The following is a 26,998-nucleotide window of genomic DNA, read 5'->3' on the forward strand; positions in this document are numbered from 1 at the left end:
AACCATTCTCTTGAATGGCTTTTAAATATTTCTCAGCCGCGACAGACTCGAACCAATCCAGAAAACTATTCGTCCCAATAGAAATCGGAACGATTAACAGTCAGGATATTTTTGCAGAAGTTTTTCAATAATTTCAGGGTACAACTTTAGATTTCGAATATAAACTTGACTTTTCATTGATTTAATATGTTTTTCAATCGCTAAACCTTGAGCTTTTGAAAGACATTCAATTGTTAAGAAAAGAGACCAGTCATCCGCATTATAAGTAAACTTTCTAGCTTCAGCATTTTGATGATTTAACAATCTTTCATTAAGGTTCTGTGTAAATCCAATATAGAACTTACCTAGTTTTTCCGAGAAAAGTATATAGATAACATTCATAAATCTCTTTTATAAATACAAAAAGCCCGACAACACTGTCAGGCTTTTCTAATCTGCTCCCCCTCTTGGGCTCGAACCAAGGACCCTCTGATTAACAGTCAGATGCTCTAACCAACTGAGCTAAGGAGGAAACTATATAATGTACAACATTGAAGATCTAAGTCTCCTTTTATTTTATTTTTTAAAATCCAGTTTTACAAATGAATTTCTTTGGCAACTCCCTCTCTTGGACTCAAACCAATCCCGATAGCTATCGGGACTCTGATTAACAGTCAGATGCTCTAACCAACTGAGCTAAGGAGGAAACTATACAATGTACAACAAAGAACTTACAATAAGCCCTCATAATTAAAAAACAAAAAATCCAGTTTTACAACTGGATTTTTTTTAGTAGCTCCCCCTCTTGGGCTCGAACCAAGGACCCTCTGATTAACAGTCAGATGCTCTAACCAACTGAGCTAAGGAGGAAACTGTATATTATATTGCGTACAGGTATATTAATATGCTTAGTAAGAACGTTGTGTTTGTTTGTCTAAGCGGTTGCAAATATAAAGCTAAATTTAATATCTGCAAGCAAAAAAATAAAAAAATTTCATTTTTTTTACTTCCCAATTATCGCCTTGTAAATATCATTTCCGTTAGCAAATAAAAGCAAAGATATAAGTAAAACAAAACCAACCATTTGGGCATTCTCTAAGAATTTGTCTGATGGTTTTTTGCCACTAATCATTTCGTATAACAAAAACATCACATGTCCCCCATCAAGCGCTGGAATAGGCAATAAGTTCATTACCCCAAGCATAATAGACAATAAAGCAGTAAGCGTCCAAAACACTTCCCAGCTCCAAGTACTTGGAAAAATATCAAAGATTGCCTTGAATCCACCTACTTGTTTATAAGCTCCAGTATCCGGATTGAAGATCATTTGCAATTGTTTACCGTAACCTATCAACTGGTCTTTTCCTTTTTGGATGCCCACAGGAAATGATTCAAAGAAACCAAACTCCTGTTTCCGTACTTTATAGTACCCCAATTTTTCTAAAGAGTCCATTCCTAAACCACCCAATTGAACTCCCAGTTTTCCATCGGCATTGATTTGCAAATTCACAGGAACTTCTTTTTGGTCACGTAAAACTACTGCCGAAACTGTTTGGTTTTTATTAGCTTCTAATATAGTCCTAGCCTCATCAAAGTATTTCACTTTTTGCCCGTTTAAAGACAATATCAAATCTTTGGCCTCCAAAACCTTATTTGGCGACTCAGGCGTTACAGCTCCAATTACAAATGGCATACGAATAGAAACCAAGTTCCCTTTTTCTACTTTCGACAATTGATCTATAAAATCTTGAGGCATGGTAATCGTTTGTTGGGCTCCGTTTCTTTCAATCAACACATCCTTACCCATGATGATTTTCATGTTAATCTGGTTGTCAAACTTGGTGATTTTTTCCCCATCAACTGCAAGGATATTATCACCTGTTTGAAAACCTGCTTTTTGTAAAACTGGATTTTCAATCAACAGACCATCTTTCAAATCTTCCATCGCTACATAAGTATCACCATACGTAAAAGCCATACCAATATAGATAATGAATGCTAATATAAAGTTAACCGTTACGCCACCTAACATAATAATCAAGCGTTGCCAAGCCGGTTTGGAACGAAACTCCCAAGGTTGTGGAGGCAAAGCCATTTGTTCCTTGTCCATACTTTCGTCAATCATTCCTGAGATTTTCACATAACCACCCAATGGCAACCAACCGATTCCGTACTCGGTTTCCCCAATTTTTTTCTTCAACAATGAATATTTCACATCAAAGAACAAATAAAATTTTTCGACTCTGGTTTTGAATAATTTGGCGGGGATAAAATGTCCTAATTCGTGAAGAATGATAAGTAAGGATAAGCTCAATAAAAATTGAGAAAGCTTGATAAATATTTCCATTATAAAATTTTAATTCTTTTTTAAAACTCACAAAAGTAAGCTATTCTAATTTATTTCTTTTGCAATAATACGGCATAACCTTTTAAATGTTTGTTAATTACTGTTATTTTAATTTAAATATAAAAGAGATACATTAAATTTACCGTGCTGTGCTGAATCCTTAGCAATAGCAGTGCCATACTAAAACAACTAACTTATAAATATCATGCAAAAAATTAAAACAGCATTGCTCTCTTATGGCATGTCCGGAAAAGTATTTCACGCCCCTTTTCTTCATTTACATCAAGGATTTGAGTTAATGGGCTCATGGGAACGTTCTAAAAAATTAATCCAAAATGATTATCCCGAAGTAATAAGTTACCCCTCTCTGGAAGCCGTTCTTGAAAGCGATGCCGAACTTGTTGTAGTCAACACACCTACCGCGTCCCATTTTGAATATACTAAGAAAGTCTTGCTCGCTGGCAAACACGCCATTGTTGAAAAAGCATTTACCACCACCCTTGCAGAAGCAAAAGAATTAGCTGATTTAGCCCAACAAAAAAGACTCAAACTAGCCGTTTTTCAAAACCGAAGATGGGACAGCGATTTCAAAACCGTAAAAAAAGTAAAAGAGGACGGACTGCTAGGTGAACTCATCGATGCCGAATTTCACTTCGACCGCTACACGCCAGATTTGAGTCCAAAAGCACATAAAGAAACTATTAACGATGGCTCTGGAATTCTTAAAGATTTAGGTCCGCATATCATTGACCAAGCCTTGAGTCTCTTTGGTTTTCCGCAGGCCGTACACGGTGATATTCGCATCACTCGCAACCACTCCTTAGTAGATGATTGGTTGGACATTGCCTTATTCTACCCTGATTTTAGAGTACGTCTTAAAGCAGGATTTTTTAACAGAGAAATGATTCCGTCTTTTATATTACAAGGTAAAAAAGGATCATTCTTTAAACACCGTGGCGATGTGCAAGAAGACCAACTCAAACGCAACCACAAACCCAACCTTACCAACTGGGGAACCGAAGACAAAGCATTAGAGGGGTTGCTCCACACCGAAATTGACGGCAAAGTTATCCGCAAAAAAATACCAACACTTCAAGGCAATTACTACGACTTCTTTGATGGCATGTACCAAGCCATTGCTAACAATACAACTGAACCCGTAACGGCTCAACAAGGAATTCAAGTCATGCAAATTATTGAAGCCGTCATTCAAAGCAATAAAGAAAAACGAAGAATCGAATTTTAATTTTTTGGAGTACCACGACCGTTTTCCAAAAAAACGTCCCCTCCTGCTATCCGCTGTATCTTTTATGTGGTTCAAAAAAAACCACATAAAAGGATGCCGCTCCTATCAGGACTAAGAAGAAATTATATTTTCAAAATTACTTTTGCACCGTAGCAATTATAGATTTTAAAAAATTATTAAAATCAAAACCCTCTTCTCCTTTCAATCCCATCCTCACAATCACCATATCCTTTGACGGAATTACAGCCACCATTTGACCTTGGTAACCACTACAATAATACATGTCCCTAGGCACATCTGGGAAATAACCTCCAGCATTGAGCCAAAATTGCGCTCCATATCGTCCGTTTGAAGTTGCCGTTGGAGTTTTGGTATAAATAACCCATTCTGACGAAAGTATTTGTTCGCCATTCCAATTGCCTTGATGCAAATACAGCAAACCAAATTTTGCCCAATCTCTAGCCGTTGCCCATCCATAAGAGGAACCCACATAATTCCCAACCATATCGGTTTCAATTACCATCGAATGCATTCCGATTTTGTCAATCAAATTCGTGTACCAAAAATCCAGATATTCTTGATGCGAATTGAATTGAGAACGCAAAATTTTGGACAATAAATTAGTCGTCCCTGAAGAGTAATTCCAATGTGTATTAGGTAGATGTGCCAGAGGTTTTTCGAGTTGTACTTTTCCCATATCTTCTGCTTGAAAAAGCATTCGGGTAGCATCACAAATAGTCGCATAATCTTCAACCCATTCTAATCCTGAGTTCATCTGCAACAAATTATGTGTACTAATATTTTTTCGTTTGTCATTTTGCCATTGCATTATTGGAGCAGGTTTGTAAATATCATATTTCCCTTGTTGGGCTAAAACGCCATACATAGCTCCAGTAATGCTTTTAGTCATAGACCAGCCTAAAATTTTACTTTTTTCATTAAATCCAGGTGCATATTTTTCGGCTATAATACGGTCTTTGTAAACTACCAAAACAGCACGAGAACGTTTTACTTTTTCATTCGATGCATCAAAAGCATTGGCTACAGCCCTATTTAAGTTTCCGTAATCGACATTTGAAAACAAACTATCTTGGGGTTTTGTATTTCCATAAGGAAAGAGTCCCTTTTGACTTTCTGTTCTTTTGGGAACCAAATAAGGTTGTGTTTCATCAAAATCATCATTGATTAATGTCGCTCCCAGACCTTCACGATAAATTGCTTTTCGTTCTTTAAGTCCATACACTGAGGAAGTAGCAAATTTTCCCGCTTCCTCAATCGTGTTTGTAGCCCAATCGATTAGTTTGATGTCATTGTCTTGCGCTTCAATTAACTCTAACGGACGATTATCTATGAAATGCCCCGAAGCCACACTTTTAGCAGAAAATCCCGAAATCAAATCCAATTTAGGATAGATTACCCAACTGATATAAACTGTCATCAAAACGAGCACTACTAGTAAAAACGGAACAATTCTTTTCATTGTAAGGAGATATTACACTGCAATTTATAAAACTTATTTTACAACAACTCACAAAAACGTTTAGTAATCACGGCAAACACATGATATTTTAAAAAAACAGCCACCAATTACACAAAACAAACGAATTTGGATGTTGTATAATTACACGAATCTTCAAATAATTAAAAAATTGTGTAATTATTTTTTTTGGGCCTCACTAATTCGTGTAAATCGTTGCAAAAAAAACTTATCCATTTACCCTATATTAGTAGTTAAAAACCAGTAGATTAGTTTAGTTTCAAATATAATGATAGATCATTTTTGTATATTTGTAACATCTAATACCTAAATTTTTATGGATATTGCTGCTAAGAAATTAGAACTGATGGATTGGTTATTAAAACTAAAAGACGAAACTAAAATTAAAAAAATTTTAGCTTTTAAAACCATTTTAGACAACGATACTGTTATACATACCGCAAAAGGCTACCCTGTGGATAAAGAAGAATACATCCAGATGGTAAAAGAAGCCGATGAACGCATTAGTTTAGGCAATTTCACAACCATTGAAGAACTAGAAAACGAAATTGAAAATTGGTAAAATGACACCACCTATCAAAATTCGCTGGGACATTAAAGCCAAAGAAGACCTTAAAATCATTCATGATTTTATTGCTATTAAATCTCAACAATCAGCAAAAAAATTGGTTAGTGAAATTATACAACTCACTAAAAATATTCATTTTAACAGACAATATCCTATTGATGAAATTTTAGGCGAACCCTACCGAAAAATTACTGTTAAAAATTATAAAATAGTCTATAAAATTCAATCGAAAACTGAAATCCGAATACTCCAAATTTTTGATAACCGTCAAAACCCAAACATACTCAAAAAATAATTTCCCCTTGATATTGTTAAACTATTTTGAAAATCCTAAAAAAAAATCAATTACTACTAAAAACGATTTAGAATTAGTACTTTTGTATTTAGATTTTTTCTAAATAACTATGTTAGACATTCAAAAAATAAGAACCGATTTTCCTATTTTAAATCAAAAAGTAAACGGAAAATCTTTAGTATATTTCGATAACGGCGCTACCTCTCAAAAACCTCAAGTGGTGATTGATGCAATAGCACAGTATTACCAAGAAATTAATGCCAATATTCACCGTGGCGTGCATACCTTAAGCCAATTAGCAACTGATGCTTATGAAATTGCACGTGGCAAAGTACAAAACCACATTAACGCCAAACACAACCATGAGGTGCTTTTTACTTCAGGAACTACATTTGGAATTAACTTGGTCACTAACGGATTTGCTGCTATTTTAAAACCTGGTGACGAAGTCTTGGTTTCCTCATTAGAACACCACAGCAATATTGTCCCTTGGCAAATGCTTTGCGAACGAACAGGGGCTACGCTCAAAGTCATTCCAATGAATGAAACGGGAGAGTTAGTGATGTCCGAATTTGACAAATTGCTTTCAACAAACACCAAAATTGTAACAGTAAACCATATTTCAAATGCTTTGGGAACTATTAACCCAATTGAATATATGATTCAAAAAGCACATGAAGTAGGTGCTGCCATTTTAATTGACGGAGCACAAGCTGTACCGCACTTAAAACCTGATGTACAAGCTTTGGACTGTGACTTTTATGTTTTCTCTGGCCACAAAATGTGTGGTCCTACAGGAACTGGAATTTTGTATGGAAAAGAAGAATGGCTCAACAAATTCCCTCCCTATCAAGGTGGTGGCGAAATGATTAAAGAAGTTTCTTTTGAAAAAACCACTTATGCGGACTTGCCTCATAAATTTGAAGCAGGAACTCCTAATATTGCGGGCGGAATTGTCCTTGGAACTGCTATTGATTATATGAACTCTGTAGGTTTTGAGAACATTCAAAAACAAGAATTAGAATTACTAGAATATGGTACTAAAAGATTGCTAGAAATTGAAGGTTTACGAATCTATGGAACTTCAAAAAATAAAACATCGGTGATTTCTTTTAATATCGACGGAATTCATCCTTACGATATTGGAACGATTATTGACAAACTAGGAATTGCAGTGCGTACAGGGCACCATTGCGCGCAACCGATCATGAACTTTTTTGGTATCCCTGGAACAATTCGAGCTTCGTTTTCGTTTTACAACACTAAAGAAGAAATTGACAGTTTGGTTGAAGGTGTCAAAAGAGCCAAAATGATGTTGTCTTAATATAAATTCATGAAAACACTAGCGGTATTAATATTTAGTTTACTGATTGCTAAAGGCAGTTGCCAAAGTTGTGATCAACAAGAACTGAAAACCGCCGTGGTTGAATATGTCGCTAACAGCAGGGGTTTTTATCAAAAAATAAAGTTAGAAAATAAAACAGTATCTGTTACCAATGACCGTTCAGGAAAAGAGAAAGTCAAAAACCTATCAATTACTGACGAAGATTGGAAAGAAATAATAGATTTATTTAACAAAGTAAAATTAGAGCAACTTTCAGAGTTAAAATCTCCCACTCAAAAAAGGTTTCACGATGGAGCTGCCATCGCTAATTTAATAATAAATTACAAAGGAAAAGAATATGTGTCAGCTAGTTTTGACCACGGTTTTCCACCAGCGGAGATAGAAAAAATAGTAAAAAAAATTAATTCATTTGCAAAACAAAATAATGAAAATTAAAGAAATACAAGAAGAGATAGTAGATGAGTTCTCGATGTTTGATGATTGGATGGAACGTTATGAATACATCATCGAACTGGGAAAAAAATTACCTCTAATTGCTGAAAAATACAAAACCGATAATAATTTAATCAAAGGTTGCCAATCAAAAGTTTGGCTACAAGGAGAACAATCAGATGACAAAGTCATTTTCACCGCTGATAGTGATGCCATCTTGACTAAAGGAATTATCGCCATCTTGATTCGTGTATTTTCAAATCAAACGCCCGCTGATATCATTGAAGCCGATATGAGTTTTATTGACGAAATTGGTCTGAAAGAACACCTTTCCCCAACACGTGCGAACGGTTTAGTATCGATGATAAAAAACATCAAGATGTATGCGATAGCATTCGACGCTAAAAAATAATTTATTTTAAAAAATTGTTTTTTTTAACCATATAAGTTTTCTAGTTTATTAAAGATAAATTATCTTTATTAGATAAAAAAATGCTGATTATGAGCTTAACAAAAGGTTATCTAAAAGATTTAGTATATCAAGTAAATGGGGCAGCAATTGAAGTTCATAAAAGTATAGACCCAGGCCTATTGGAATGTGTGTACCATCAATGTCTGAAAAAAGAACTAGAATTACGAAAAATAAATTTTGTTTCAGAATTATCAATCCCTTTAAAATATAAAGGATTTGAATTGGATTCTAAACTTAGATGTGATTTATATATAGAAAATGCATTAGTTGTTGAACTAAAATCAGTTAACGAAATTACACCAATCTGCTGAAGCACAAGTGCTTACTTATATGAACTTGATAAACGCTCCGATTGGTTTACTTATTAACTTTAACGTGAAAAACATCTATTATGAAGGACAAAAAACCTTAGTTAACGAACTTTATAGTAAACTTACAGCCTAAAAAAATAAAAACTTAAATGACTTATATGGTAAAAAAGCCTTATAAATCAGACTAAAAACAATAAAATGGAACAACAAATAGACACCAACGAATTAGGAGAAGCGATTGTAAAAAAATTAAAAACTATTTACGATCCTGAGATTCCTGTAGATATTTACGAATTAGGATTGATTTATGATGTTATGGTTAATACGGATTATGAAGTAAAAATCTTGATGACTTTAACTTCTCCAAACTGTCCAGTTGCAGAGAGTTTGCCAAGAGAAGTAGAAGAAAAAGTAAAATCAATCGAGCACATCAAAGATGCCGAAGTTGAAATCACTTTTGATCCACCATGGAGCAAAGATTTGATGAGCGAGGAAGCAAAATTAGAATTGGGAATGTTGTAAAAAAGTTTCAGATTTTAGGTTTCAGGTTTTTAATGAACTTGAAACCTTTAACTTGAAACTTTAAACTAAAAAAAATGGACGAAATAATTAACAAAGTAGCTGAGAGTAAGCTGGAAGTTTTTGATTTAGAAGATTACTATCCAAAAGGCATTCGTACGCAAATTGATATTTCACAATGGCTGATTGAAGGTTTTTTATTGAAAGAAAAAGACTTTAGAGAATGCCTAAAAAATCATGATTGGAAACAATACCAAGATCATTTTGTCGCCATTCATTGTAGTACAGATGCGATTGTCCCTGCCTGGGCTTCCATTTTAGTTGCGATTCAATTGGCCCCTTTTGCCAAGAAAATTGTTGACGGAACCCTCACTGACTTAGAGGCTTCTCTATATGAAGAATTGTTGGCTAAAATTGATTACACATTATATACCAACAAATCTATGATTATCAAAGGTTGTTCAAAAAAGCCAGTTCCAGTTCGCGCTTATGTATTGGCGGCACATTATTTACAACCTCATGCCAAAAGTATTATGTATGGCGAAGCTTGTTCTGCTGTACCTTTATACAAAGCTCCAAAAAAATAATAGATCTCCAATTTGTAAAAAACAACCCTTTTACATAGGTTATTTGCCGCTTATAAAGCGGCATTTTTATTATATTTACTTAAACTAAAACTTTACAACATGAAAAAGATCATCTCATCCATCAGTTTGATATTTCTATGTATTGCATTACAAGCTCAAGAAGTAGCAAAAGAAACCCCAAAAATTTGGACTAAAAAAGGGAACATTTCTTTACTGTTTAATCAATCTGCTTTTAATAAAGAGTGGCTAGGTGGAGGAACCTCTAATGTGGCAGGGAATTTTGGTTTGAATTACGATTTTAACTATAAGAAAGGGAATGTTGTGTGGGATAACAAGTTTATCATGGCCTATGGATTGAGCAAAATAAAAGGTCAACCTGTGGCTGCAAAAACAGACGACCGTTTGGAACTTAACTCACTATGGGGTAAAAAAGCAGATGGAAATTGGTATTATTCAGCTTTCTTTAATTTCAAAACACAAATGGATATAGGTCTTGATAAAAGTGACATAAAGATTTCTCATTTTTTCTCTCCGGCTTATTTCCAATTTGGGCCAGGAATGCTCTGGAAAAAGAATGACAATCTAAGTGTAAATATAGCTCCAGCAACAGGAAAGTTAATTTTTGTACACGATCATTTTACTGCAAATTCTTCTTCTTTTGGAGTGAAACAAGGAGAAACCTCTCGTTTTGAATTTGGTACTAGCATATCGGCATATTTCAAATTTAATGTCATGACCAATGTTTCAATCGAAAACAGATTGAATTTATATTCTAATTATCTAGACAGCCCTCAAAATGTAGATATTGATTACCAAATGAATTTGGTTATGAAAATAAACAAATATTTGACCGCAAATATTGCCATTCAAGCTATATATGATGACAATGCTATTCAGGGAACGCAAGTACGTGAAGTATTTGGACTTGCTGCTAATTATGGGTTTTAACATTAAATACAACAACCCAAAACTTTACTTAGGTTAGGTTTTGGGTTATTGTGTTTTTAAAGTACCTTTAAGATATCACCATTTGGATGAACGACTAGTCTTTTTACTTCTTTGTCTTTTTTAATTTTTATTTTATACTCATTTTTAAGCATATCCCCCTCTGCTTGCTCATAATACAATTTATCATTCTGAATAGTCCATTGAGGAAAAGCTTTGAACACGGAAATGACAACATTGAAAGGCAATCTCACATTTTTATAGTTCTCAACAACACGAATTAATTTTCCGTTTTCATTATAAACTGCTGTTAAAGAGCCTCTTTTTAGTTTCATAATGACAAGATATTCATCAAAGCCCTCATAATCCTTTCCTATGTCATAAGCGATAAATTTCTCTTGAATAGCTCTCACATTTTTATCGGCATTATGTTCGTGAATATAAATTGAAAAGTCTTTTTCGGCTTTATTTATTACGATCTCTGGTAATTTGGTTATCTCCATATTTCCTTCTTCTTCCAAAGGTTTCTCTTGTGAAAAAGAAGTTATAGCAAAACCAAAAGCCATTAAAATAACAATTAATGATTTCATGATATTTAGTTTTATATTTAACAAAAAATCTAAGTTTTAGCAACTCAGATCGAGTAATTGGCAGGTTTCGCCACGATACTACATCATTTTATATCAATAATTTATCTAGACGCTATATAATTTGACTTGAGGAGATTATCAATAACACAACATATAAAGTTAGCCTTTTTATCAAAGCGAGATTGTTAATATAATCCTTATAAAATAAAGCTCATAACATTAATCTTAACTGTTTTGTGCTATGTTTTGAGATAAAAATAAAACCACCTTCTAAGCCTTGTTTAGAAGATGGTTTTTGATTTTTATAACTATTTTTCTTGTGAACTGGATTGCCCCAGACCGAAACGGCAGCCCCGACTGAAAAAGGCTGTTTTTTACGGGAGGTACAGAGCGACCGAAGGAAGCTCCTGTAACGACCTAGTAAAAAAAGCGTTTTGAAGGAGGGCTATAGTGTAGGGCTGGAATAGGCCCTAATACTATTCGTCTTCTTTCTCCATGGCGTCCTTGTAATCAGGATACAAAAATTTGTTGTATGGAAAACGAGTAATGTGAATTTGGCGAACGGCTTCGTACACACGTTCTCTGAATTCCTCGAAGTTTTCTTTATTGGCCGCTGAAATAAACAAGGCATTCGATTCTCCCACACGGCTCATCCAAGTGGATTTCCATTCGTCTAGGGTGTAATGTTTGGGTGTTTTCTCGGTCATCAAATCATCTTCATCGATAGTTAAATGACGGTAGGCATCAATTTTATTAAACACCATCAAAGTAGGTTTATCGTGTGCCTTAATATCGGCCAAAGTTTGATTTACTGAAGCGATATGATCCTCAAAATCTGGGTGTGAAATATCAACTACATGCAATAATAAATCGGCTTCACGCACCTCATCTAGTGTACTTTTGAACGAATCGACTAATTGAGTTGGTAATTTTCGGATGAATCCAACCGTATCTGACAATAAAAAAGGAAGGTTCTTAATCACGACTTTTCGCACGGTCGTATCTAGGGTAGCAAAGAGTTTGTTTTCTACAAAAACATCACTTTTACCCACCGCATTCATCAAAGTAGATTTCCCTACATTAGTATAACCTACTAAGGCCACACGTACCATCGCGCCACGATTACTGCGTTGGGTTCCCATTTGTTTGTCAATGGCTTTGATTTTGTCTTTCAAAAGAGAGATACGATCACGTACAATACGTCTGTCCGTTTCAATCTCTGTTTCTCCAGGTCCACGCATCCCGATTCCCCCTTTTTGACGTTCCAAGTGCGTCCACATTCCTGATAATCGTGGTAATAAATACTGGCATTGTGCTAGTTCTACCTGCGTACGTGCATATGAGGTTTCGGCACGTTGTGCAAAAATATCTAGAATCAAATTGGTTCTATCAAGTACTTTGCAGTCCTCAATTAACTTGGATATATTTTTTTGTTGTGAAGGCGTCAACTCGTCATCAAAAATAATAGTGGATACTTTATTTTCTTTGACATACAACAAGATTTCGTCTATTTTACCAGTCCCTACAAAAGTCTTGGGATTAGGCTTGTCCATCTTTTGAGAAAAACGTTTGACTACTTGACCCCCTGCGGTAAAAGTCAAAAACTCTAGTTCGTCAAGGTACTCGTTTAGTTTATCCTCAGATTGATTTTGAGTGATAATCCCAACGATAGCGGTTTTTTCAAAATTGATTACTTCTTTTTCTAACATACTATTGAATAAGCTACAAATTTAATGATTTGAAACTAGAATTTAGCTTTAATTCCAAGGCATTCCTTTCCGTTATTATTGAATTCAAAAAATAAATCCATTAAAAGATTCCGTTTCCCTTCCTTTCAAAGCAACTAAATCTCTTAATGGTCCTAATCTAAAACGAAAGCATTTTTTTTATTTATTTTACTGCAATCAAATGAATATCAAATACGAGTACTGAACCTCCCGGAATTGGTCCCATAGAATTATCTCCGTAACCAATACTTGCTGGAATCAACAATACTCCTTTTCCTCCTTCTTTGAATTTTTGAATTCCTTCAGTCCAACCCGGAATTACTTGGCTTAATCCAAAAGAAATTCCGTTTTCATCACTTTGATCAAATACTTTCCCATCTGTAAAATAGCCTTTGTAAGCCACCGTTACAGTAGATGCTGCAGTTGCAGCGGCTCCAGTACCTTCCTCATTGATGATATAATACAATCCTGAATCTGTTCTTTCGGCAGTAAGATTGTTTTTGGCTAAATAATCTGTAATTTCTTGTTCGTTTTTAGCGCTGTTATCAGTCACTTCAACTGGGGTCTGACTTTGTTCTTCTTGTTCTTTCTTTTTACAAGAACTTACTGTAATTGCTAATGTAATCGCTAAAACTAAGTAATACTTCATAATTATTTTATTTATTAGAGGTTTCAATATATTCTTGTTCTTCAATATCTTCGGTTTTTTTACCGAGTTTCACTTTTGGATTTTCTTGTGTTCCAGTAACAGTCAAGGGAATCCCAATAATTCCCAATGGCGGTAATCCTAATCGCATTTTAATATTCAATTTTCCATCAAAACTGGAAGTTCCTTCGATTCTTGGTCTAAAACCTGCAAATTTAAACTTAAAACGCTCAATGTTTATAATATTGTTCTTAATGGTGGTATTAATGTCCACTTTGGTCACATCAGGATTTTTGATACTTTCAAAATTAGTCGATTTACTCACATTGTTAAACATCTTAAACCCTTTCATTTTGACATCTTTTACAGAAAGAATTCCACCACCAGACAATGACGGATAAATTGGCTTCATGTCTTGATTCAGCTTTCCTTTGACAGCATAATCTAAAGACACGATTCCTTGGGCACTTTTGGCCGCTGATGCCATATTTCGGAACATTTCGATTTCGTTGTAAGCTCTTTTAATATCAAAATCTTCGGCTTTGATTTTAAAATCAAAAAAAGCTCTTTGTGTGGTTTCATTTTTATAAACCACATCCATTTTTACAGGACTGCCAATGATATGGAATCCTGAATTACGCAAACTCAACTTTCCATTATTAACATTCATATTCCCAACCAAATTAGAAATTGTTAACCCTTGCCAATATACTTTACTCGCCTGAGCAGATAGGTTCAAATTAAAATTAGGCGGAATCACAACTACTCCTTTACTAACAGTAGAGTTTATAATTTCTCCCTCAACTGGTGCTGGATCTGGACTTGCATACATGAATTCCTCTACAAATAAATTCTTAGATTTTATGGCAAAATTCCCTTTTAAAACCGCTTTGTCCGAAAGCACAAAATTAATCACATTGCTCATGTTTCCATTCATTACAAAATCTGATTTTCCATAAGAAGCCGTGAAATTTTCAAACTGCAATTGATCTTGTTTGAAGGTAAAAAGACCTTCATTAATCACAAATGCTTTGGGCAAATATTGAGAATGAGTTGTAATGTTGCGCAGTAGTAAAGTACCACTATTCTTTAGTTTCGAATAGCGTCCGTTGGTGGCATCACTTTGTGTTCCTTTCAGTGCTAAATTAGCTTTTATGTATCCTTTTACATCCAATCCTTTTTGAGAAAAAACTTGATAGATTTTACCTAAATCGATTTCACCATTGACTTTTAAATCATAATGTAAATCATCAAGATTCCCAAAAGCACCTTCCACTTTTACTGGTTTACCTTCAAAAACAAATGAAGCTGGTTTCATTTGAATCGAAAGGTCCTTGGTTGTTCCAGCAGAATTGTCCATTTTTAAATCGAGGTTGATATTGGTTATTGGATTAGGATAATACGGCGTTTTAATTGCTCCATTTTTCAAGTTGATAAAACCTTTCGTCTTGGGCAAAACCTTACTGTCCATATCGTAAATACCATTGGCTGAAATATCAGCATTCAAAACTCCTTTTAGATTGATTGTAGAAATTCCAAAAGCACGGTTCATTTTTTCTAAATCCATTTTGGCACGCAATCGAGCGGCTATTTCTGGTTTTTCTAATCCTTTTATATCCAGAATTCCGTTGAGATATTCTTTCCCTAAATTGAAATAAATCGAATCGATTTTAACGTTCAATTTTTGAGTATCTAATGAGGGTAGTTTGGTGTCAAAATTCAGGAAAAGATTCGAAGCTGCCACTGGAACTTTATCATAAGCAATCAATCCATTTCGGATTTTCATATTGAAACCCAAATCCGGTTTTTTATTTTGACTTTCAATATAATCTCCTTTTAAAATCAACAACACATCTGTTTTTCCTTCAATTTTAGTTTTAGTCAACCATTGCGTAAATTGAGGCGGAAGTGCCGTGAAAAAATCATACAAATTACTATCCGTCGATTTCACTACAAAATCCATAGCATAACCGTCTTTGATAAAATTGAAGGTTCCTTTGAAATCAACTGGCAATTTATTGATTTTTAAATCATTTTGTTTGAATTCAAATGCCAACGAATTAGTATTGATTTTAGTAATCAAAGTGGCATTGACTTGTTTGTTTTTCAAATATTGTTCACCTCCAAAGTTGAAATCAAAGGAATTGATTTTGGCTTCAGTCGTTAAATCGAAAACCGCTTTTTCTAAATCCCCTTTCCCTACATAATTGAAACCTCTGGCTTCCATGAGAATTTTGGTCGATAAATCATTGTAGGTCACCTTTGTATTCTTGATGTCTATTTTCTCTAATTTAATTGTTGTATCAGAACCTTCTTCAGCAGCAGCACTTTTACTTTTTGGTTTATAAACACTATAATTTGCTTGTCCTTGTTCATTAACTTGGATATTAAACAAAGCATTCGAAACAAATATTTGGTCAATTTTTACTTCCTTATTAAATATCAGTCGGGAAATATTAATCCCAAAAGCCATTTCTTTGGCTGAAATTAAAGTTTCATTTTTGTAAGGTGTAGCACCTTTTAAATTAAAATCATTTAACGTTAAAGTCAAAGACGGGAAATGATCAAAAAATGATAAATTGGATTCTTGAAAATGCAATTCGCCTTCAATATTTTCATTGGCGAAAATTTTAATTTGATTGGTGATGAATTCTGGAAATAATTTAGGCAAAGCAAACATTAGTAACAAGAGACTAACCACTGTTATTCCTATAATTTTCAGAATCTTAAGAAGATTTTTGTTCATCACATAATTTTTTGCAAATGTAAGTCATTTAATCAATAGTCTAATTCTAATAAAATCATAAAAAAAAAGGGGTGTTGTTATTTATTTTTCGCCATAAATCTGCACATCATCCACTTGAAAAGCTCCATCCAAAGCGGTGTTTTTACCTGAACCAATGTATTTGAAAGCAATATTGATTTTACCCGTATATCCAGACAAATCCACGCCGCCCGAACCAATAAACTGATACCACGGTGTTGCTTGTTGAGGGACATTAAAATTTACTTTAATCCAAGTAGCTTTGGTTACATCTAGTCCGTCAAAATTATTAGAAACAAAAACTTCTAGGGTATTCAAAGGGGAATCGACATCTAAATGATGCTGGGCCGTTCTAAAGGTCAGCACCTCATTTTTGTAGACATCCATATCAATTTTGGGTGAAATTAACCACGCAATATTGGAATTAACCTTAGTTCCGCTAATGGCAAATTCAGCACAACCATTCCCATTGTAAACCGCACCTTTCCAAAACAAGGAACCTGCTTGCACCAAATTTGCCCAACCTGCCAAACTCAAATTGCTTTTATCTGTAACCGATTGAAAATCCTCTGTAAAAAATGGAATACTTCTTTCTGTTGACGGTACAATATCTTTTTCTGACCGAATCACTAATTGATAATCGGCGCCAAACTTTGTTAAAATACCGCGAATATTTAGTTTGGTTGTAGGAACTAAATTAGCCGCAAATCGGGCATAACTACTGGTTCTTAAATAAACTTGATTGCCGTTTTTATCCAACAAATACCAATTGGTTCCTCCTCCAACATTATTAGACTCTTCAAAATAATGCCGACCAATAGCCGCTTCTGCAAATTGTACATCATTTATCTGTACCAAAGTATTTATATTACTGTCTTTTAAGAGTTCGGGAATGGTCATGGTTGTAACCAATTGCTCATCAGTAAGCGTTGTACAACTAGGATAAAGTACGTTTTTAAAATCGTTTTGAGAAAGCCTTCCGACCGAAGCTTCATTAAATGCATTCGCATAAATACCACCAATACGAAGTCCTCCAAAATAAATATCAGTGTATTGATTTTTTAATTTCAAATAGACTTTATTTCCCAATCGGTAATCTACATACAAATTACTAGCATCAACAGGAACACTAAATCCCACTGAAGGACTTGTTGCAGTGGCCAAAGTTTGAAAAGAAATTGTTTTGAAAAAATTACCATATTCATCCGTCGAAACTACATAGGCTTCTAGGATGTCGTCATAAGTATATTGTTTGACAACCGAGTTGGCGTTTTTAACTACTTCTGAAACCGTTTTATTTGTTGTCAAATCTGCTTGGTTACATACCATTTGAGGGATGTCAATTTCTTCAGTAATACAAGCTGATAACATCATAAGAAACGCGACTGAAAAAGGGGTACTTAATTTCATAATCTATGTTTTATTATAAACTAAAATTGAGATTTATATAGTAGGTTCGGCCGTAGCCTTGAAAATACTTGTTGGCAAATGAAGGCGCTCCACTGCTCACATCTTGATTTCGTTGGCGGAAATTAGCATTTCGAGCTTGCTCATAGCCTCCTGTTTTATAATATGTATTTAACAGATTATTGATGCTTACAAACAACCCCAAATACCGCTTTTGAATGTGCCAAGATTTCCCACCGATAATATTGAATAAAGTAACGGGCTTTAATTTTTCTTGTTCCAATAGGACTTTGGCTCGTTCTTCTGTGGCTTCTGGAAACGGAAAACCACTGGCTGGATTGGTATAAAAACGACTGGTTCTTGCAATGGGAGATACATCTACATAGCGACTGTCTAAAAAATTAGCATTGGTAGCCACCCACCAATACTTAGGATCTCTATATTCCAAACCCCAACTAAGGGCTTGCTGTGGCATTCCTGCCTGTTTGTAATTTTTGAGTAATGCTGTTCCAAAATCAAAACTAGGATTTGGATTTTCTATTGTTGCCAAAGCATCGTTGGTCACTTTCAAATTAGGATTACTCGTATAAAGATATTGACCGTAAGCTAAGGCTAAAGTCGTTTTTAAGGTTGAGTTGATATTGTATTCAAAACTCCATTCCAAACCTTGATTTCTCTTGTCCAATGCCGTCAATGTTTGCCCTACAAAAGCATTGGTATTTGTATATCCAGCACCATTATCAAAAATCCCTTCGGCATAAAAGAAAGAAGTCTGTGTGGCGTTTTGTTGATTGATTAAATAAGCCGTTACACGAGTTTGAAATTTTGGTGAACGGTAATAATAACTAGCATCCAAACTGTTGAGGGTTTCGGTTTGTAAGTCAGAAACAATCGAATTGTTTATACGTGCATTAGGGAAACTGCTTTTTAAAGAAGGTGCTTTGGTCAAATATGCGCCATTAACCGTTACCGATTGTCGACCTGAAATTTTACAAATAGCCCCTCCTTTGAAACCGAAATTTTCAAAATTTACTTTCTCACTTTTCCCAAAAGAATTTGAGGGATATATTCCGTTTTTATACAAGCCTTCACGCTGGTATTCTGTCTTTGAAAAAGATTGTGCTAGGTAAAAATCAATCGTTTTATAAGCAAAGCTAAATTGAGTAAAAGCATCAAAAGTTTGTCCATAACTCAGATAATTATACCCATATTTATCACCTTTTAGTACTTTACGATTGGGGTTATTTAAATCCGATTGGGATTGACTTCCTTGATAATACGGATCAAAATCTTCATAATATACACCTCCTAATAAATCGGTTAGCTTTTGGTAATTATGGGATTCTAAGTTGAAAAAAGATGCTCCAGCCTTCATCATCACATTCGCATTAATTTGAGTTGCAAAAAGGCTATTAACGGCAATAGTGGTATCGTCCATACGGTCTTCATACAACACATAATGACTTTGTGATGGAGTATAAGCAGTTATTTTTCCTTTCCCATCAAGAATTGGACTTTGATTGGCGAGGTACATACTGTTCCAATCTAGTTGTGGATTGGCTGAAAATTGCAACCGACTTTTTTCAGCATTCTCTGCATCGGGAGTAAATGCACCTGAATATTCACCTTGATCAGAACCATAAAGCGAAAGGTAATAACTCGGCAATTTTCTATAATAGGTTGGATCAGGACTGTTGGCATTTTGATAATCGATATTGCTGTTGCTGATTTTTCCCGTTTGATACATCACGCTAGTATGAAGCTGACTATGGTCATTGATACTGAAATAATGATTCAACATAAAGATAGGTTCTTCAATAGTCTTCACCCGAGCATTACGTTGTTTCCCATTTTGAAAACCCCAATACGAATTGTACGTCTTTGAAGTAAGTTGGATCACTTCCTCTGTGTTTGGCGAATTTTTCCCTCTGGAATTAGGGGTGTAAAAACCAGTGAAATTTAGGGAGTGTTGGTCATTTATTTTCTTTTCGACACCTATAAAAACTGAATTTCCATCATAAGTTGTTCCGTCAAAAAAACCTTCATTGGCCCAACGTTTTCCGGCGGAAATCACATACGCCCAACCATTAGATTGCAAACCTGATGCATGAGTACCAATGCTTCTCCAGCTGTAATTGGTATTCGTCCCTGAGAAAGTAATGCGAGTTCCTTTTCTAAAAATAGAAGCACGGGTATTGATTTCTTGTGTACCCAAAACCCCTCCAAAACTATAGTCTGAAGCCGCTGTCCCAATAGTCAATTCTTGATTGCGTGTCGCATCATTGAGTCCGCCCCAATTGCTCCATTGAGGTCTTCCATCATAGATTTTATTCATTTTTACGCCGTTAAGCAACGTGGTGGCTTGCTCACTATCCAGTCCACGCATTCTAAAACGAACGGCTCCCCAGTTGAAAGCAGCTGCTTGCTGAAAAGCATCTTTGGTGGATTGCAATAAAATAGATGTGCTTACTGAGCTACCGTTATCATCCTGAACTTCTTCGTCTAAAAGCCGAATCGTATTGCTCTGCTGTTCCGTTACCACGTCTTCTTCTAAAATAATCGTACCTACATTTATATTTTGATTAAAAGCAACGGTAATGGATAACAATACTTCTTTATACCCTTGGCTATGTACCAGCAATAAATATTCTCCGGGATTATCTACTTCCAAACTAAAGACCCCTTTGGAATTGGTTAATTCCATATAGGTCGAATTTTGTAAGCTTACCACAACCGATGAGAGTGGTTGCGATGATTTAGAATCTAAAATCGTTCCTGAAACTTTCGTTTTATTTTGACAAAAAAGGGAAACAGAGGAAAATAACAAGAAAAAACAAAGTAAATGTATTCTCATACGTAAATCTCAATTTTTAAAATTAATTAAAGTCTCGTAATTGCTTTTGTAGCAAAAAACAAAGTTCTATACTAATAGCGACTAAAATTGTTTTTAAAAATGAGTTGTTACTTTCGTAGATTGGGGTATTTACAACACAACACTAAAGTAGGAAAAAAATGATTTCGTTGTAAGGTTTTTTTCTTTTTTATAAAAAAAAATCCTTTCTTATTTTTATACTAAATAGAAAACAAGAAAGGATGTTCATTTCGACTAGGACTGTTTTATTTACTATAAATATATGCTTCTAGCCCTTTTAATTCTTCATCACTCATCGCCTTAGTGATAGCAAAATTAGCTTTCATCACTTCGTATTGACTTGGATCTACAATAGGCTCTCCTTCGCCTTTTAGGAATTTGATGATGTCGCTGTTTTTATCTTTATAGATTTTGGCAATTTCTTGAACACTTGGACCTATCGTTTTGGTTTCAATTTGATGACAACTAGCGCAGTTCCCTTTGCCAGTGAAAATAGTTTCACCAAGCTCTTCAGGAGTTCTTATAGTTGCTGCCATTCCTTCTGAAACGGTTTCTTGAGGTTGACCAAAAGGTTCTGCTTCTTGTTTTTTACAGGATAATGCTAAAAATGCAAATCCAATAAATAATATTCTTTTCATGGTTTCAGTTTTTATACTCAAATGTAATCCTCTATTTCAACTAATAAAATGACAATTATCAGTTTCATTTCTTCAAAAGTATCGCTGCTTCTTTGGCGAAATAAGTCGAAATTAAACTCGCTCCTGCTCTTTTGATACACATCAATTGTTCCATCATGATAGCGTCATTATCCAACCAACCTTTTTCTGCAGCGGCTTTAATCATTGCGTATTCACCTGAAACATGGTAGACCGTTACTGGAACATTCACTGCATTTTTTACTTCTCGAACAATATCCAAATACGCAATTCCAGGTTTTACCATCACCATATCAGCTCCTTCTTCTACATCCCAAACGGCTTCTTTAATCGCTTCAATGCGATTAGCATAATCCATTTGATAAGTTTTTTTGTTTTTAGGCACTACTACATCTGCATCTTTTGGGGCGCTACCCAAAGCATCCCGAAACGGTCCATAAAACGCCGAAGCGTACTTAGCCGAATAGCTCATAATCCCCACATTGTGAAAACCTGCCGCATCCAATCCTTGGCGCAAACGCAATACACGTCCATCCATCATATCAGAGGGCGCAACAAAATCAGCTCCTGCGGCAGCATGTGAAACCGCCATTTTGACCAAAGAATCGTTAGTCGAATCATTTTCTACATCACCATTAGCAATAATACCATCGTGACCGTAAATTGAATATGGGTCTAATGCCACATCAGGCATCACAATCATTTCTGGACAAACTGCTTTGATAGCACGAATGGTATTTTGCATCAATCCGTTTGGATTCCATGCTTCCTTACCCGTATTGTCTTTTAAATCTTCACTGACTTTCACATAAATATTGACCGCACGAATACCTAAGTTGTATAATTCTTCAACTTCTTTTACGGTCAAATCCACCGAACGACGGTAAATTCCTGGCATTGACGGAATTTCGACTTTTACATTTTCTCCTTCAGCCACAAACATCGGAAACATAAAATCCGACGGACTTAAAGTGGTTTCTCTAACCAAACTTCTTATAGATTCGTTTACTCTCAAACGACGACCTCTGTGTAATGGAAACATATTATATTTGTTTAAAGCTCCATAGGAGCGTTATAATTATAGGGTTGATTATCAAATTAGTACAACAGAACCCTGTAGGGGTGGCATATTTATTTTAAACATCTTCAAAAATAAATTCATTTTTAAAATCTATGTCGAACGCTTTTAAAAAATCAACATATTCTTCTTTGAAAGTTTTCTTTTTATGATGTTCTTCTTGGTTTTGTATATAATTAATAACGTTTGTTAATTGAGAGTGGTTATATGAGAATGCACCAAAACCAGTTTGCCATTCAAATTTACTATTAATCCATTTTTTCTCATTTATAAAACGAGAAGAATTTGCTTTTATACTTCTAACTAAATCAGACAATGATTTATTTGGCTTTAATCCAATCAAAATATGGACATGGTCAGGCATTCCATTAATAGCAATTAATTTTTGACCTTCATTGGTTACAATTCCTGTGATATATTTATATAATTCATCCTTCCAATTTTTAGAAATTAGATTGTCCCTACCTTTTACAGCAAAAACAACATGAAGGTATATTTGTGTATAGGTATTTGCCATTTAAATTGATATTATTAAAAATATATCATCCCTACGGGATTCAATAAAAATCGAATTATATTTTACTATAAATATATCGCTCCTACGGAGCTACTACAACCAATCAATTGGTTTTTCTAATACTTTCAATAATTTCTCTTCTTCGCTTCCTTCCTCTGGATGATGATTGTACACCCATTGTACATGTGGTGGCAAACTCATCAAAATACTTTCGATCCTACCATTGGTTTTTAAACCAAATAAAGTGCCTTTGTCGTGTACCAAATTGAACTCCACATAACGACCTCTACGGATTTCTTGCCACGTTTTTTGCTCTGCAGTATAAGGTAAATCTTTTCTCTTTTCAACAATTGGGACATAAGCTTGAAGAAAACTATTTCCCACTTCGGTCACAAAATCATACCAATTTTCCATGTTCATTTGGTCTGTAGTTTTGCAATAATCAAAGAACAAACCGCCTATTCCACGAGCTTCGTTACGATGAGCATTCCAAAAATAGGCATCACATTGCTTTTTATATTTTGGATAAAAGTCTGTATTATGTTTATCACAAGCGGTTTTACAAGTTTGGTGAAAATGTTTAGCATCCTCTTCAAACAAATAATAAGGCGTTAAATCTTGTCCGCCACCAAACCATTGTTGGATTACATCGCCTTTATCGTCGTACATTTCAAAATAACGCCAATTAGCATGAACGGTAGGCACCATCGGGCTTTTCGGGTGGATTACCAAACTCAGTCCGCAAGCAAAAAAATCCGCTTCGCCTACATTGAAAAGCTTTTGCATGCTGTCCGGCAATTTTCCGTGAACAGCAGAAATATTTACACCCCCTTTTTCGATAACTGCACCATTCTCAATAACACGTGTTCTTCCGCCACCACCTTCTGGGCGTTCCCAAAGATCTTCTTTGAATTTGGAATGACCATCAACCGCTTCCAGTCCCGCTACGATTTGGTCTTGTAAATTTTGTATGTATGCGTAGAATTGTTCTTTCATTATTTATTGGCTTTTACCTTTGCAATCTTATTAAATATCCCAAACGAAAAAGTTTTACTTTCTTGTTGAATATAATTGTAAATGGCTAATGATTTTTCGATTAAATCAAATGGCTTTTCTTTTGAAAAAACCACTAAAAAATCTGCAAATTGTTCTTTTTGATACCAATCAAAATGCAATCTTTCTAATAATAGGATTAAATCATTTATGGGTATCACTCCTAAACTTTCAATAGTAAGCCCAAAATCTTTTAATGCCTCCTCTAATTGATCGCTATCAAATTTTTTACTAGGCACAAAAACCAATGAATGCAACGTTTTTAACACATTGTCAATTCGTTCACTTTCCTTGTCTCGTAATCCTTTGTTTAACATTTTATTTTTCATAAAAACAACGGATTACAATCCGTTGTTATACTATTGATACACAAATCAACGAAATAAAATTCGTCGTTATAATAGGAATCATTTCAAACTGATTACTGAGCCCTAATTCCCGTACTCCTTCACCGCATCAATAAACGCCTTAGCGTGATCTACTGGAATTGTAGGTAAAATTCCGTGACCTAAGTTCACGATGTATTTGTCTTTTCCGAATTCATCGATCATTTCGTGTACCATTTTCTTAATAGTCGGAATTGGAGAAAACAATCTTGATGGATCAAAATTACCTTGTAAAGTCACATTTCCCCCTGATAAATATCTTGCATTTCGAGCCGAACAAGTCCAATCTACCCCAAGAGCCGAAGCTTTACTTTTTCCCATCTCGTTCAAAGCAAACCAACATCCTTTTCCGAAAACAATTACCGGTGTAACCTCAGCCAATGCATCGATAATTTGGTTAATGTACTTCCATGAAAATTCTTGATAATCCACTGGAGACAACATCCCTCCCCAAGAATCAAATATTTGAACCGCATCTACTCCTGATTTTACTTTTTCAAGCAAATACAAAATAGTGGTGTCGGTGATTTTTTGTAATAATGTATGCGCTGCTACTGGATCAGAAAAGCAAAAACCTTTGGCAGTATCAAAACTTTTAGACCCTTTTCCTTCAACAGCATAACAGAAAATTGTCCATGGAGAACCTGCGAAACCAATCAATGGCACCTCGTTATCCAACATTTCTTTAGTCAATTTTACGGCATCAAAAACATAACCTAAAGTTTCGTTTACATCTGGAACATAAACTTGATTGACTTGCTCCATAGTGCGAATTGGATTTGGAATAATCGGCCCCAAATTGTCTTTCAATTCTACATGAATTCCCATGGCTCTTGGCACTACCAAAATATCCGAAAACAAAATAGCAGCATCTGGAGCAATACGACGAATCGGTTGAACGGTGATTTCGGCCGCTAATTCAGGAGTTTCACAACGAGTAAAAAAATCGTACTTATCACGCAAAGCTCTAAATTCTGGCAAATATCTTCCTGCTTGACGCATCATCCAAACTGGTGGACGTTGTACTGTTTCTCCTTTTAATGCTCTTAAAAACAAGTCATTTTTCAACATAATTCTGTTACTTTTATTTCCTCGCCGAAGCGAGATTAAGGGATTATTTAATTTTTATCTGATGAATCAATATTTTCTGGATTGTAATAGGCTAAAACCTCCATTATCACATCTTCAATAGTAGGTATCTCAGGTACTATAATTTTCTTGATTTTATTTTCTTCCAAAGCTTTGGCAGTGGTATTGCCTACACAAAAACAAATTTCTTTATTGATTTTGTTGTTGCTCAAATAACTCTCCACAGCCGAGGGACTGAAAAAAAGAATGGCGTCAAAATTTTCTTGGGCTGATATTTTGAAAGGAGCTAATTTCGTTTGATAAACCTCAATTTCGTTAAAGGAAATACCAGCACTTTTCAATGCTTGCGGCAAAGTTTCCTTACGCAAATTGCCACTGAAAAAAGTGTAACTCTCTTTATTATATATTAAGGTAATAATTTCGGCCAATTCTGAAGCGTAGTCCATGTAGGCGACCACTGTAAAACCGTTTTGTTCCAACAAATCTTTGGTTTTGATGCCTACACAAAAAACATTTTTGGATTTTAAGTGTTCCCAGTCCTTTTGTTCGATTAAACTTAGGACAGCATTTTGGCTCGTGAAAATCAAATTGGTATTTAAGTTATCCAACTCAAATTTGTTGTTCTGAACTTCGATAAAATCTTGTTCTAAAAGGTCAAAATCGGCGTCAAGAAATACTTGTCTTTGTTCAGCTGATAATGTTTTGGTGGATAGAATACTTACTTGACTCATTATTTCTTCAAATTGTTTTTGATTTCCGTCATCAATGCTGCACCACCGTTATTTAAAATTTCCTGTGCAGAGAAGAATCCGAGTTTTTTCCATTCTTCGATGGGAACTTTTTTATCCACTTCTAATTTTTGTTTTCCGTCAAGCGAAAACAAAGCTCCTTGAAAGTGAATACTGTCGTCTTCTTCATCATATTTGGCTAGAGCGCCAATTGGAGCGGTACAACCACCTTCTAGGGTTCTTAAAAATTGGCGCTCTATATAGGTACAAATTTCTGTTTCGATATCGTTTAAATGTGACAATGCATCCAAACTAAAATTATCATTCCCCATGGCAACCACGAGCATAGCTCCTTGTGCTGGCGCAGGAATCATCCAGTCGAGGGAAATTAAATTTTCGGCATTGAGGTTGATGCGTTCCAGACCTGCTGCTGCAAACACGGCACCATTCCAATCATTATTAGCTAGTTTTTGCATGCGCAAATTTACATTTCCTCGTAAATCAACTACTTTATGATTGGGGTATTTATTGAGCCATTGAGCCTGGCGACGTAAACTTCCTGTTGCGATCGTTCCGTTTCCTTCCAAGAAATCTAGATTATCTTTGTAGGCTAAAACATCTACAGTATTGGCTCTTTCCAAAACCGCTGCTTGCACTATCCCTGTTGGTAAAGCCGTTGGTACGTCTTTCATAGAATGCACTGCAATATCTACCTCGCCGTTGATCATGGCAACATCTAGCGTTTTGGTAAAAATCCCGGTAATCCCTAGTTCGTATAAAGGTTTGTCTAGTACGACATCTCCTGTTGATTTTACCGCTACAATCTTTGTTTTATAGCCCAAATCGTTTAGTTTCTTTTCTACTGTATGTGCTTGCCATAAAGCGAGTTCACTATCACGAGTACCTATACGTATTGTTTTTTCTGCCATTTTTATATTTTG

Annotated in this window: 28 protein-coding genes and 3 tRNA genes; 11 read left to right on the forward strand and 20 right to left on the reverse strand. The window is 35.0% G+C overall.

Features of this window, described 5'->3' with window-relative positions:
• Window positions 1-93: 93 nt before the first annotated feature.
• From ACNH59_RS05225 to rseP, 5 genes are all read right to left on the reverse strand, one after another.
• Window positions 94-381: a GIY-YIG nuclease family protein gene (locus tag ACNH59_RS05225; protein WP_418264376.1), complete on the reverse strand. Its 288-nt coding sequence runs from the start codon at window positions 379-381 to the stop codon at window positions 94-96.
• A 56-nt stretch (window positions 382-437) separates the two neighbouring features.
• Window positions 438-511 (reverse strand) — tRNA-Asn (locus tag ACNH59_RS05230).
• An 87-nt stretch (window positions 512-598) separates the two neighbouring features.
• Window positions 599-686: transfer RNA gene (locus tag ACNH59_RS05235), tRNA-Asn, on the reverse strand.
• An 89-nt stretch (window positions 687-775) separates the two neighbouring features.
• Window positions 776-849 (reverse strand) — tRNA-Asn (locus ACNH59_RS05240).
• A 133-nt stretch (window positions 850-982) separates the two neighbouring features.
• A complete protein-coding gene (gene rseP / locus ACNH59_RS05245) occupies window positions 983-2,326 on the reverse strand; it encodes an RIP metalloprotease RseP (RefSeq protein ID WP_418264377.1) in 1,344 nt (447 codons plus the stop codon).
• A gap of 205 nt (window positions 2,327-2,531) precedes the next feature.
• On the opposite strand from rseP, the gene ACNH59_RS05250 reads away from it, so the two are divergent.
• Window positions 2,532-3,572 carry a Gfo/Idh/MocA family oxidoreductase gene (locus tag ACNH59_RS05250; protein WP_418264378.1) on the forward strand — a complete coding sequence of 347 codons (1,041 nt, stop codon included), beginning with the start codon at window positions 2,532-2,534 and terminating at the stop codon, window positions 3,570-3,572.
• A 136-nt stretch (window positions 3,573-3,708) separates the two neighbouring features.
• On the opposite strand, the gene ACNH59_RS05255 is transcribed toward ACNH59_RS05250, so the two are convergent.
• Window positions 3,709-5,052 (reverse strand): serine hydrolase domain-containing protein, encoded by a 1,344-nt coding sequence (locus tag ACNH59_RS05255; protein ID WP_418264379.1) that lies wholly within the window; start codon window positions 5,050-5,052, stop codon window positions 3,709-3,711.
• Between the two features lie 334 nt (window positions 5,053-5,386).
• On the opposite strand from ACNH59_RS05255, the gene ACNH59_RS05260 reads away from it, so the two are divergent.
• The 10 genes from ACNH59_RS05260 (at window position 5,387) to ACNH59_RS05305 (ending at window position 10,547) form a co-directional block, all read left to right on the forward strand.
• On the forward strand, window positions 5,387-5,632 hold the full coding sequence (locus ACNH59_RS05260; protein ID WP_418264380.1) for a hypothetical protein: 246 nt from the start codon (window positions 5,387-5,389) through the stop codon (window positions 5,630-5,632).
• Window position 5,633: 1 nt separating this feature from the next.
• Window positions 5,634-5,933: a type II toxin-antitoxin system RelE/ParE family toxin gene (locus ACNH59_RS05265; protein WP_418264381.1), complete on the forward strand. Its 300-nt coding sequence runs from the start codon at window positions 5,634-5,636 to the stop codon at window positions 5,931-5,933.
• A gap of 109 nt (window positions 5,934-6,042) precedes the next feature.
• Entirely contained in the window at window positions 6,043-7,257 is a 1,215-nt protein-coding gene (locus tag ACNH59_RS05270; protein ID WP_418264382.1) for an aminotransferase class V-fold PLP-dependent enzyme, read from the forward strand.
• 9 nt (window positions 7,258-7,266) lie between these two features.
• Window positions 7,267-7,713, forward strand: coding sequence for a hypothetical protein (locus ACNH59_RS05275; protein WP_418264383.1), 447 nt, complete (start codon window positions 7,267-7,269; stop codon window positions 7,711-7,713).
• Entirely contained in the window at window positions 7,703-8,122 is a 420-nt protein-coding gene (locus ACNH59_RS05280; protein ID WP_418264384.1) for a SufE family protein, read from the forward strand. Before ACNH59_RS05275 ends, ACNH59_RS05280 begins: the two co-directional genes overlap by 11 nt.
• Window positions 8,123-8,211: 89 nt before the next feature.
• Window positions 8,212-8,493, forward strand: a complete 282-nt coding sequence (locus tag ACNH59_RS05285; RefSeq protein ID WP_418264385.1) for a GxxExxY protein — start codon at window positions 8,212-8,214, stop codon at window positions 8,491-8,493.
• Between the two features lie 19 nt (window positions 8,494-8,512).
• Window positions 8,513-8,626: a hypothetical protein gene (locus ACNH59_RS05290; protein WP_418264386.1), complete on the forward strand. Its 114-nt coding sequence runs from the start codon at window positions 8,513-8,515 to the stop codon at window positions 8,624-8,626.
• A gap of 65 nt (window positions 8,627-8,691) precedes the next feature.
• Window positions 8,692-9,015, forward strand: coding sequence for an SUF system Fe-S cluster assembly protein (locus tag ACNH59_RS05295; protein WP_418264387.1), 324 nt, complete (start codon window positions 8,692-8,694; stop codon window positions 9,013-9,015).
• Window positions 9,016-9,089: 74 nt separating this feature from the next.
• Window positions 9,090-9,599 (forward strand): DUF2480 family protein, encoded by a 510-nt coding sequence (locus tag ACNH59_RS05300; RefSeq protein WP_418264388.1) that lies wholly within the window; start codon window positions 9,090-9,092, stop codon window positions 9,597-9,599.
• 99 nt (window positions 9,600-9,698) lie between these two features.
• Window positions 9,699-10,547, forward strand: a complete 849-nt coding sequence (locus ACNH59_RS05305) for a DUF3078 domain-containing protein (RefSeq protein ID WP_418264389.1) — start codon at window positions 9,699-9,701, stop codon at window positions 10,545-10,547.
• Window positions 10,548-10,603: 56 nt separating this feature from the next.
• Here the strand turns inward: ACNH59_RS05305 and ACNH59_RS05310 are convergent, their stop codons facing one another.
• The 14 genes from ACNH59_RS05310 to hemC form a co-directional block, all read right to left on the reverse strand.
• Window positions 10,604-11,134, reverse strand: a complete 531-nt coding sequence (locus tag ACNH59_RS05310; RefSeq protein ID WP_418264390.1) for a hypothetical protein — start codon at window positions 11,132-11,134, stop codon at window positions 10,604-10,606.
• 476 nt (window positions 11,135-11,610) lie between these two features.
• Window positions 11,611-12,843 (reverse strand): GTPase HflX, encoded by a 1,233-nt coding sequence (hflX, locus tag ACNH59_RS05315; protein WP_418264391.1) that lies wholly within the window; start codon window positions 12,841-12,843, stop codon window positions 11,611-11,613.
• Between the two features lie 181 nt (window positions 12,844-13,024).
• Window positions 13,025-13,510 (reverse strand): FKBP-type peptidyl-prolyl cis-trans isomerase, encoded by a 486-nt coding sequence (locus ACNH59_RS05320; RefSeq protein ID WP_418264392.1) that lies wholly within the window; start codon window positions 13,508-13,510, stop codon window positions 13,025-13,027.
• A 7-nt stretch (window positions 13,511-13,517) separates the two neighbouring features.
• Window positions 13,518-16,253, reverse strand: coding sequence for an AsmA family protein (locus ACNH59_RS05325; protein WP_418264393.1), 2,736 nt, complete (start codon window positions 16,251-16,253; stop codon window positions 13,518-13,520).
• A gap of 81 nt (window positions 16,254-16,334) precedes the next feature.
• Window positions 16,335-17,681: a DUF5689 domain-containing protein gene (locus tag ACNH59_RS05330; protein WP_418264394.1), complete on the reverse strand. Its 1,347-nt coding sequence runs from the start codon at window positions 17,679-17,681 to the stop codon at window positions 16,335-16,337.
• A 13-nt stretch (window positions 17,682-17,694) separates the two neighbouring features.
• Window positions 17,695-20,532, reverse strand: coding sequence for a carboxypeptidase-like regulatory domain-containing protein (locus ACNH59_RS05335; protein ID WP_418264395.1), 2,838 nt, complete (start codon window positions 20,530-20,532; stop codon window positions 17,695-17,697).
• A gap of 263 nt (window positions 20,533-20,795) precedes the next feature.
• Window positions 20,796-21,188 carry a c-type cytochrome gene (locus tag ACNH59_RS05340; protein WP_418264396.1) on the reverse strand — a complete coding sequence of 131 codons (393 nt, stop codon included), beginning with the start codon at window positions 21,186-21,188 and terminating at the stop codon, window positions 20,796-20,798.
• Window positions 21,189-21,252: 64 nt separating this feature from the next.
• Complete coding sequence (gene hemB, locus ACNH59_RS05345) at window positions 21,253-22,248, reverse strand: porphobilinogen synthase (RefSeq protein ID WP_418264397.1); 996 nt, start codon at window positions 22,246-22,248, stop codon at window positions 21,253-21,255.
• A 94-nt stretch (window positions 22,249-22,342) separates the two neighbouring features.
• On the reverse strand, window positions 22,343-22,801 hold the full coding sequence (gene tnpA / locus ACNH59_RS05350) for an IS200/IS605 family transposase (RefSeq protein WP_418264398.1): 459 nt from the start codon (window positions 22,799-22,801) through the stop codon (window positions 22,343-22,345).
• Between the two features lie 93 nt (window positions 22,802-22,894).
• Window positions 22,895-23,797, reverse strand: coding sequence for an oxygen-dependent coproporphyrinogen oxidase (hemF, locus tag ACNH59_RS05355; protein ID WP_418264399.1), 903 nt, complete (start codon window positions 23,795-23,797; stop codon window positions 22,895-22,897).
• Entirely contained in the window at window positions 23,797-24,183 is a 387-nt protein-coding gene (locus ACNH59_RS05360) for a hypothetical protein (protein ID WP_418264400.1), read from the reverse strand. The genes hemF and ACNH59_RS05360 overlap by 1 nt, the downstream gene beginning before the upstream one ends.
• Window positions 24,184-24,285: 102 nt before the next feature.
• Window positions 24,286-25,311 carry a uroporphyrinogen decarboxylase gene (gene hemE, locus ACNH59_RS05365; RefSeq protein WP_418264401.1) on the reverse strand — a complete coding sequence of 342 codons (1,026 nt, stop codon included), beginning with the start codon at window positions 25,309-25,311 and terminating at the stop codon, window positions 24,286-24,288.
• A 47-nt stretch (window positions 25,312-25,358) separates the two neighbouring features.
• A complete protein-coding gene (locus ACNH59_RS05370; RefSeq protein ID WP_418264402.1) occupies window positions 25,359-26,060 on the reverse strand; it encodes a uroporphyrinogen-III synthase in 702 nt (233 codons plus the stop codon).
• Window positions 26,060-26,986 (reverse strand): hydroxymethylbilane synthase, encoded by a 927-nt coding sequence (gene hemC / locus ACNH59_RS05375; RefSeq protein WP_418264403.1) that lies wholly within the window; start codon window positions 26,984-26,986, stop codon window positions 26,060-26,062. Before hemC ends, ACNH59_RS05370 begins: the two co-directional genes overlap by 1 nt.
• Window positions 26,987-26,998 lie beyond the last annotated feature (12 nt).

This window comes from Flavobacterium faecale, assembly GCF_048320115.1.
In the GTDB taxonomy this organism is placed as follows: domain Bacteria; phylum Bacteroidota; class Bacteroidia; order Flavobacteriales; family Flavobacteriaceae; genus Flavobacterium; species Flavobacterium faecale_A.

Bases quoted from the DNA above. Each gene is read 5' to 3' on its own strand.
- hflX (WP_418264391.1), bottom strand. From the start codon at position 12,843: ATGTTAGAAAAAGAAGTAATCAATTTTGAAAAAACCGCTATCGTTGGG.
- ACNH59_RS05325 (WP_418264393.1), bottom strand. From the start codon at position 16,253: ATGAACAAAAATCTTCTTAAGATTCTGAAAATTATAGGAATAACAGTG.
- ACNH59_RS05280 (WP_418264384.1), top strand. From the start codon at position 7,703: ATGAAAATTAAAGAAATACAAGAAGAGATAGTAGATGAGTTCTCGATG.
- ACNH59_RS05275 (WP_418264383.1), top strand. From the start codon at position 7,267: ATGAAAACACTAGCGGTATTAATATTTAGTTTACTGATTGCTAAAGGC.
- ACNH59_RS05295 (WP_418264387.1), top strand. From the start codon at position 8,692: ATGGAACAACAAATAGACACCAACGAATTAGGAGAAGCGATTGTAAAA.
- ACNH59_RS05335 (WP_418264395.1), bottom strand. From the start codon at position 20,532: ATGAGAATACATTTACTTTGTTTTTTCTTGTTATTTTCCTCTGTTTCC.
- ACNH59_RS05250 (WP_418264378.1), top strand. From the start codon at position 2,532: ATGCAAAAAATTAAAACAGCATTGCTCTCTTATGGCATGTCCGGAAAA.
- ACNH59_RS05330 (WP_418264394.1), bottom strand. From the start codon at position 17,681: ATGAAATTAAGTACCCCTTTTTCAGTCGCGTTTCTTATGATGTTATCA.
- ACNH59_RS05290 (WP_418264386.1), top strand. From the start codon at position 8,513: ATGAACTTGATAAACGCTCCGATTGGTTTACTTATTAACTTTAACGTG.
- tnpA (WP_418264398.1), bottom strand. From the start codon at position 22,801: ATGGCAAATACCTATACACAAATATACCTTCATGTTGTTTTTGCTGTA.
- hemB (WP_418264397.1), bottom strand. From the start codon at position 22,248: ATGTTTCCATTACACAGAGGTCGTCGTTTGAGAGTAAACGAATCTATA.
- ACNH59_RS05360 (WP_418264400.1), bottom strand. From the start codon at position 24,183: ATGAAAAATAAAATGTTAAACAAAGGATTACGAGACAAGGAAAGTGAA.
- ACNH59_RS05270 (WP_418264382.1), top strand. From the start codon at position 6,043: ATGTTAGACATTCAAAAAATAAGAACCGATTTTCCTATTTTAAATCAA.
- ACNH59_RS05310 (WP_418264390.1), bottom strand. From the start codon at position 11,134: ATGAAATCATTAATTGTTATTTTAATGGCTTTTGGTTTTGCTATAACT.
- hemC (WP_418264403.1), bottom strand. From the start codon at position 26,986: ATGGCAGAAAAAACAATACGTATAGGTACTCGTGATAGTGAACTCGCT.
- ACNH59_RS05255 (WP_418264379.1), bottom strand. From the start codon at position 5,052: ATGAAAAGAATTGTTCCGTTTTTACTAGTAGTGCTCGTTTTGATGACA.
- ACNH59_RS05320 (WP_418264392.1), bottom strand. From the start codon at position 13,510: ATGAAGTATTACTTAGTTTTAGCGATTACATTAGCAATTACAGTAAGT.
- ACNH59_RS05265 (WP_418264381.1), top strand. From the start codon at position 5,634: ATGACACCACCTATCAAAATTCGCTGGGACATTAAAGCCAAAGAAGAC.
- ACNH59_RS05305 (WP_418264389.1), top strand. From the start codon at position 9,699: ATGAAAAAGATCATCTCATCCATCAGTTTGATATTTCTATGTATTGCA.
- ACNH59_RS05340 (WP_418264396.1), bottom strand. From the start codon at position 21,188: ATGAAAAGAATATTATTTATTGGATTTGCATTTTTAGCATTATCCTGT.
- ACNH59_RS05260 (WP_418264380.1), top strand. From the start codon at position 5,387: ATGGATATTGCTGCTAAGAAATTAGAACTGATGGATTGGTTATTAAAA.
- ACNH59_RS05300 (WP_418264388.1), top strand. From the start codon at position 9,090: ATGGACGAAATAATTAACAAAGTAGCTGAGAGTAAGCTGGAAGTTTTT.
- ACNH59_RS05370 (WP_418264402.1), bottom strand. From the start codon at position 26,060: ATGAGTCAAGTAAGTATTCTATCCACCAAAACATTATCAGCTGAACAA.
- ACNH59_RS05285 (WP_418264385.1), top strand. From the start codon at position 8,212: ATGAGCTTAACAAAAGGTTATCTAAAAGATTTAGTATATCAAGTAAAT.
- rseP (WP_418264377.1), bottom strand. From the start codon at position 2,326: ATGGAAATATTTATCAAGCTTTCTCAATTTTTATTGAGCTTATCCTTA.
- ACNH59_RS05225 (WP_418264376.1), bottom strand. From the start codon at position 381: ATGAATGTTATCTATATACTTTTCTCGGAAAAACTAGGTAAGTTCTAT.
- hemF (WP_418264399.1), bottom strand. From the start codon at position 23,797: ATGAAAGAACAATTCTACGCATACATACAAAATTTACAAGACCAAATC.
- hemE (WP_418264401.1), bottom strand. From the start codon at position 25,311: ATGTTGAAAAATGACTTGTTTTTAAGAGCATTAAAAGGAGAAACAGTA.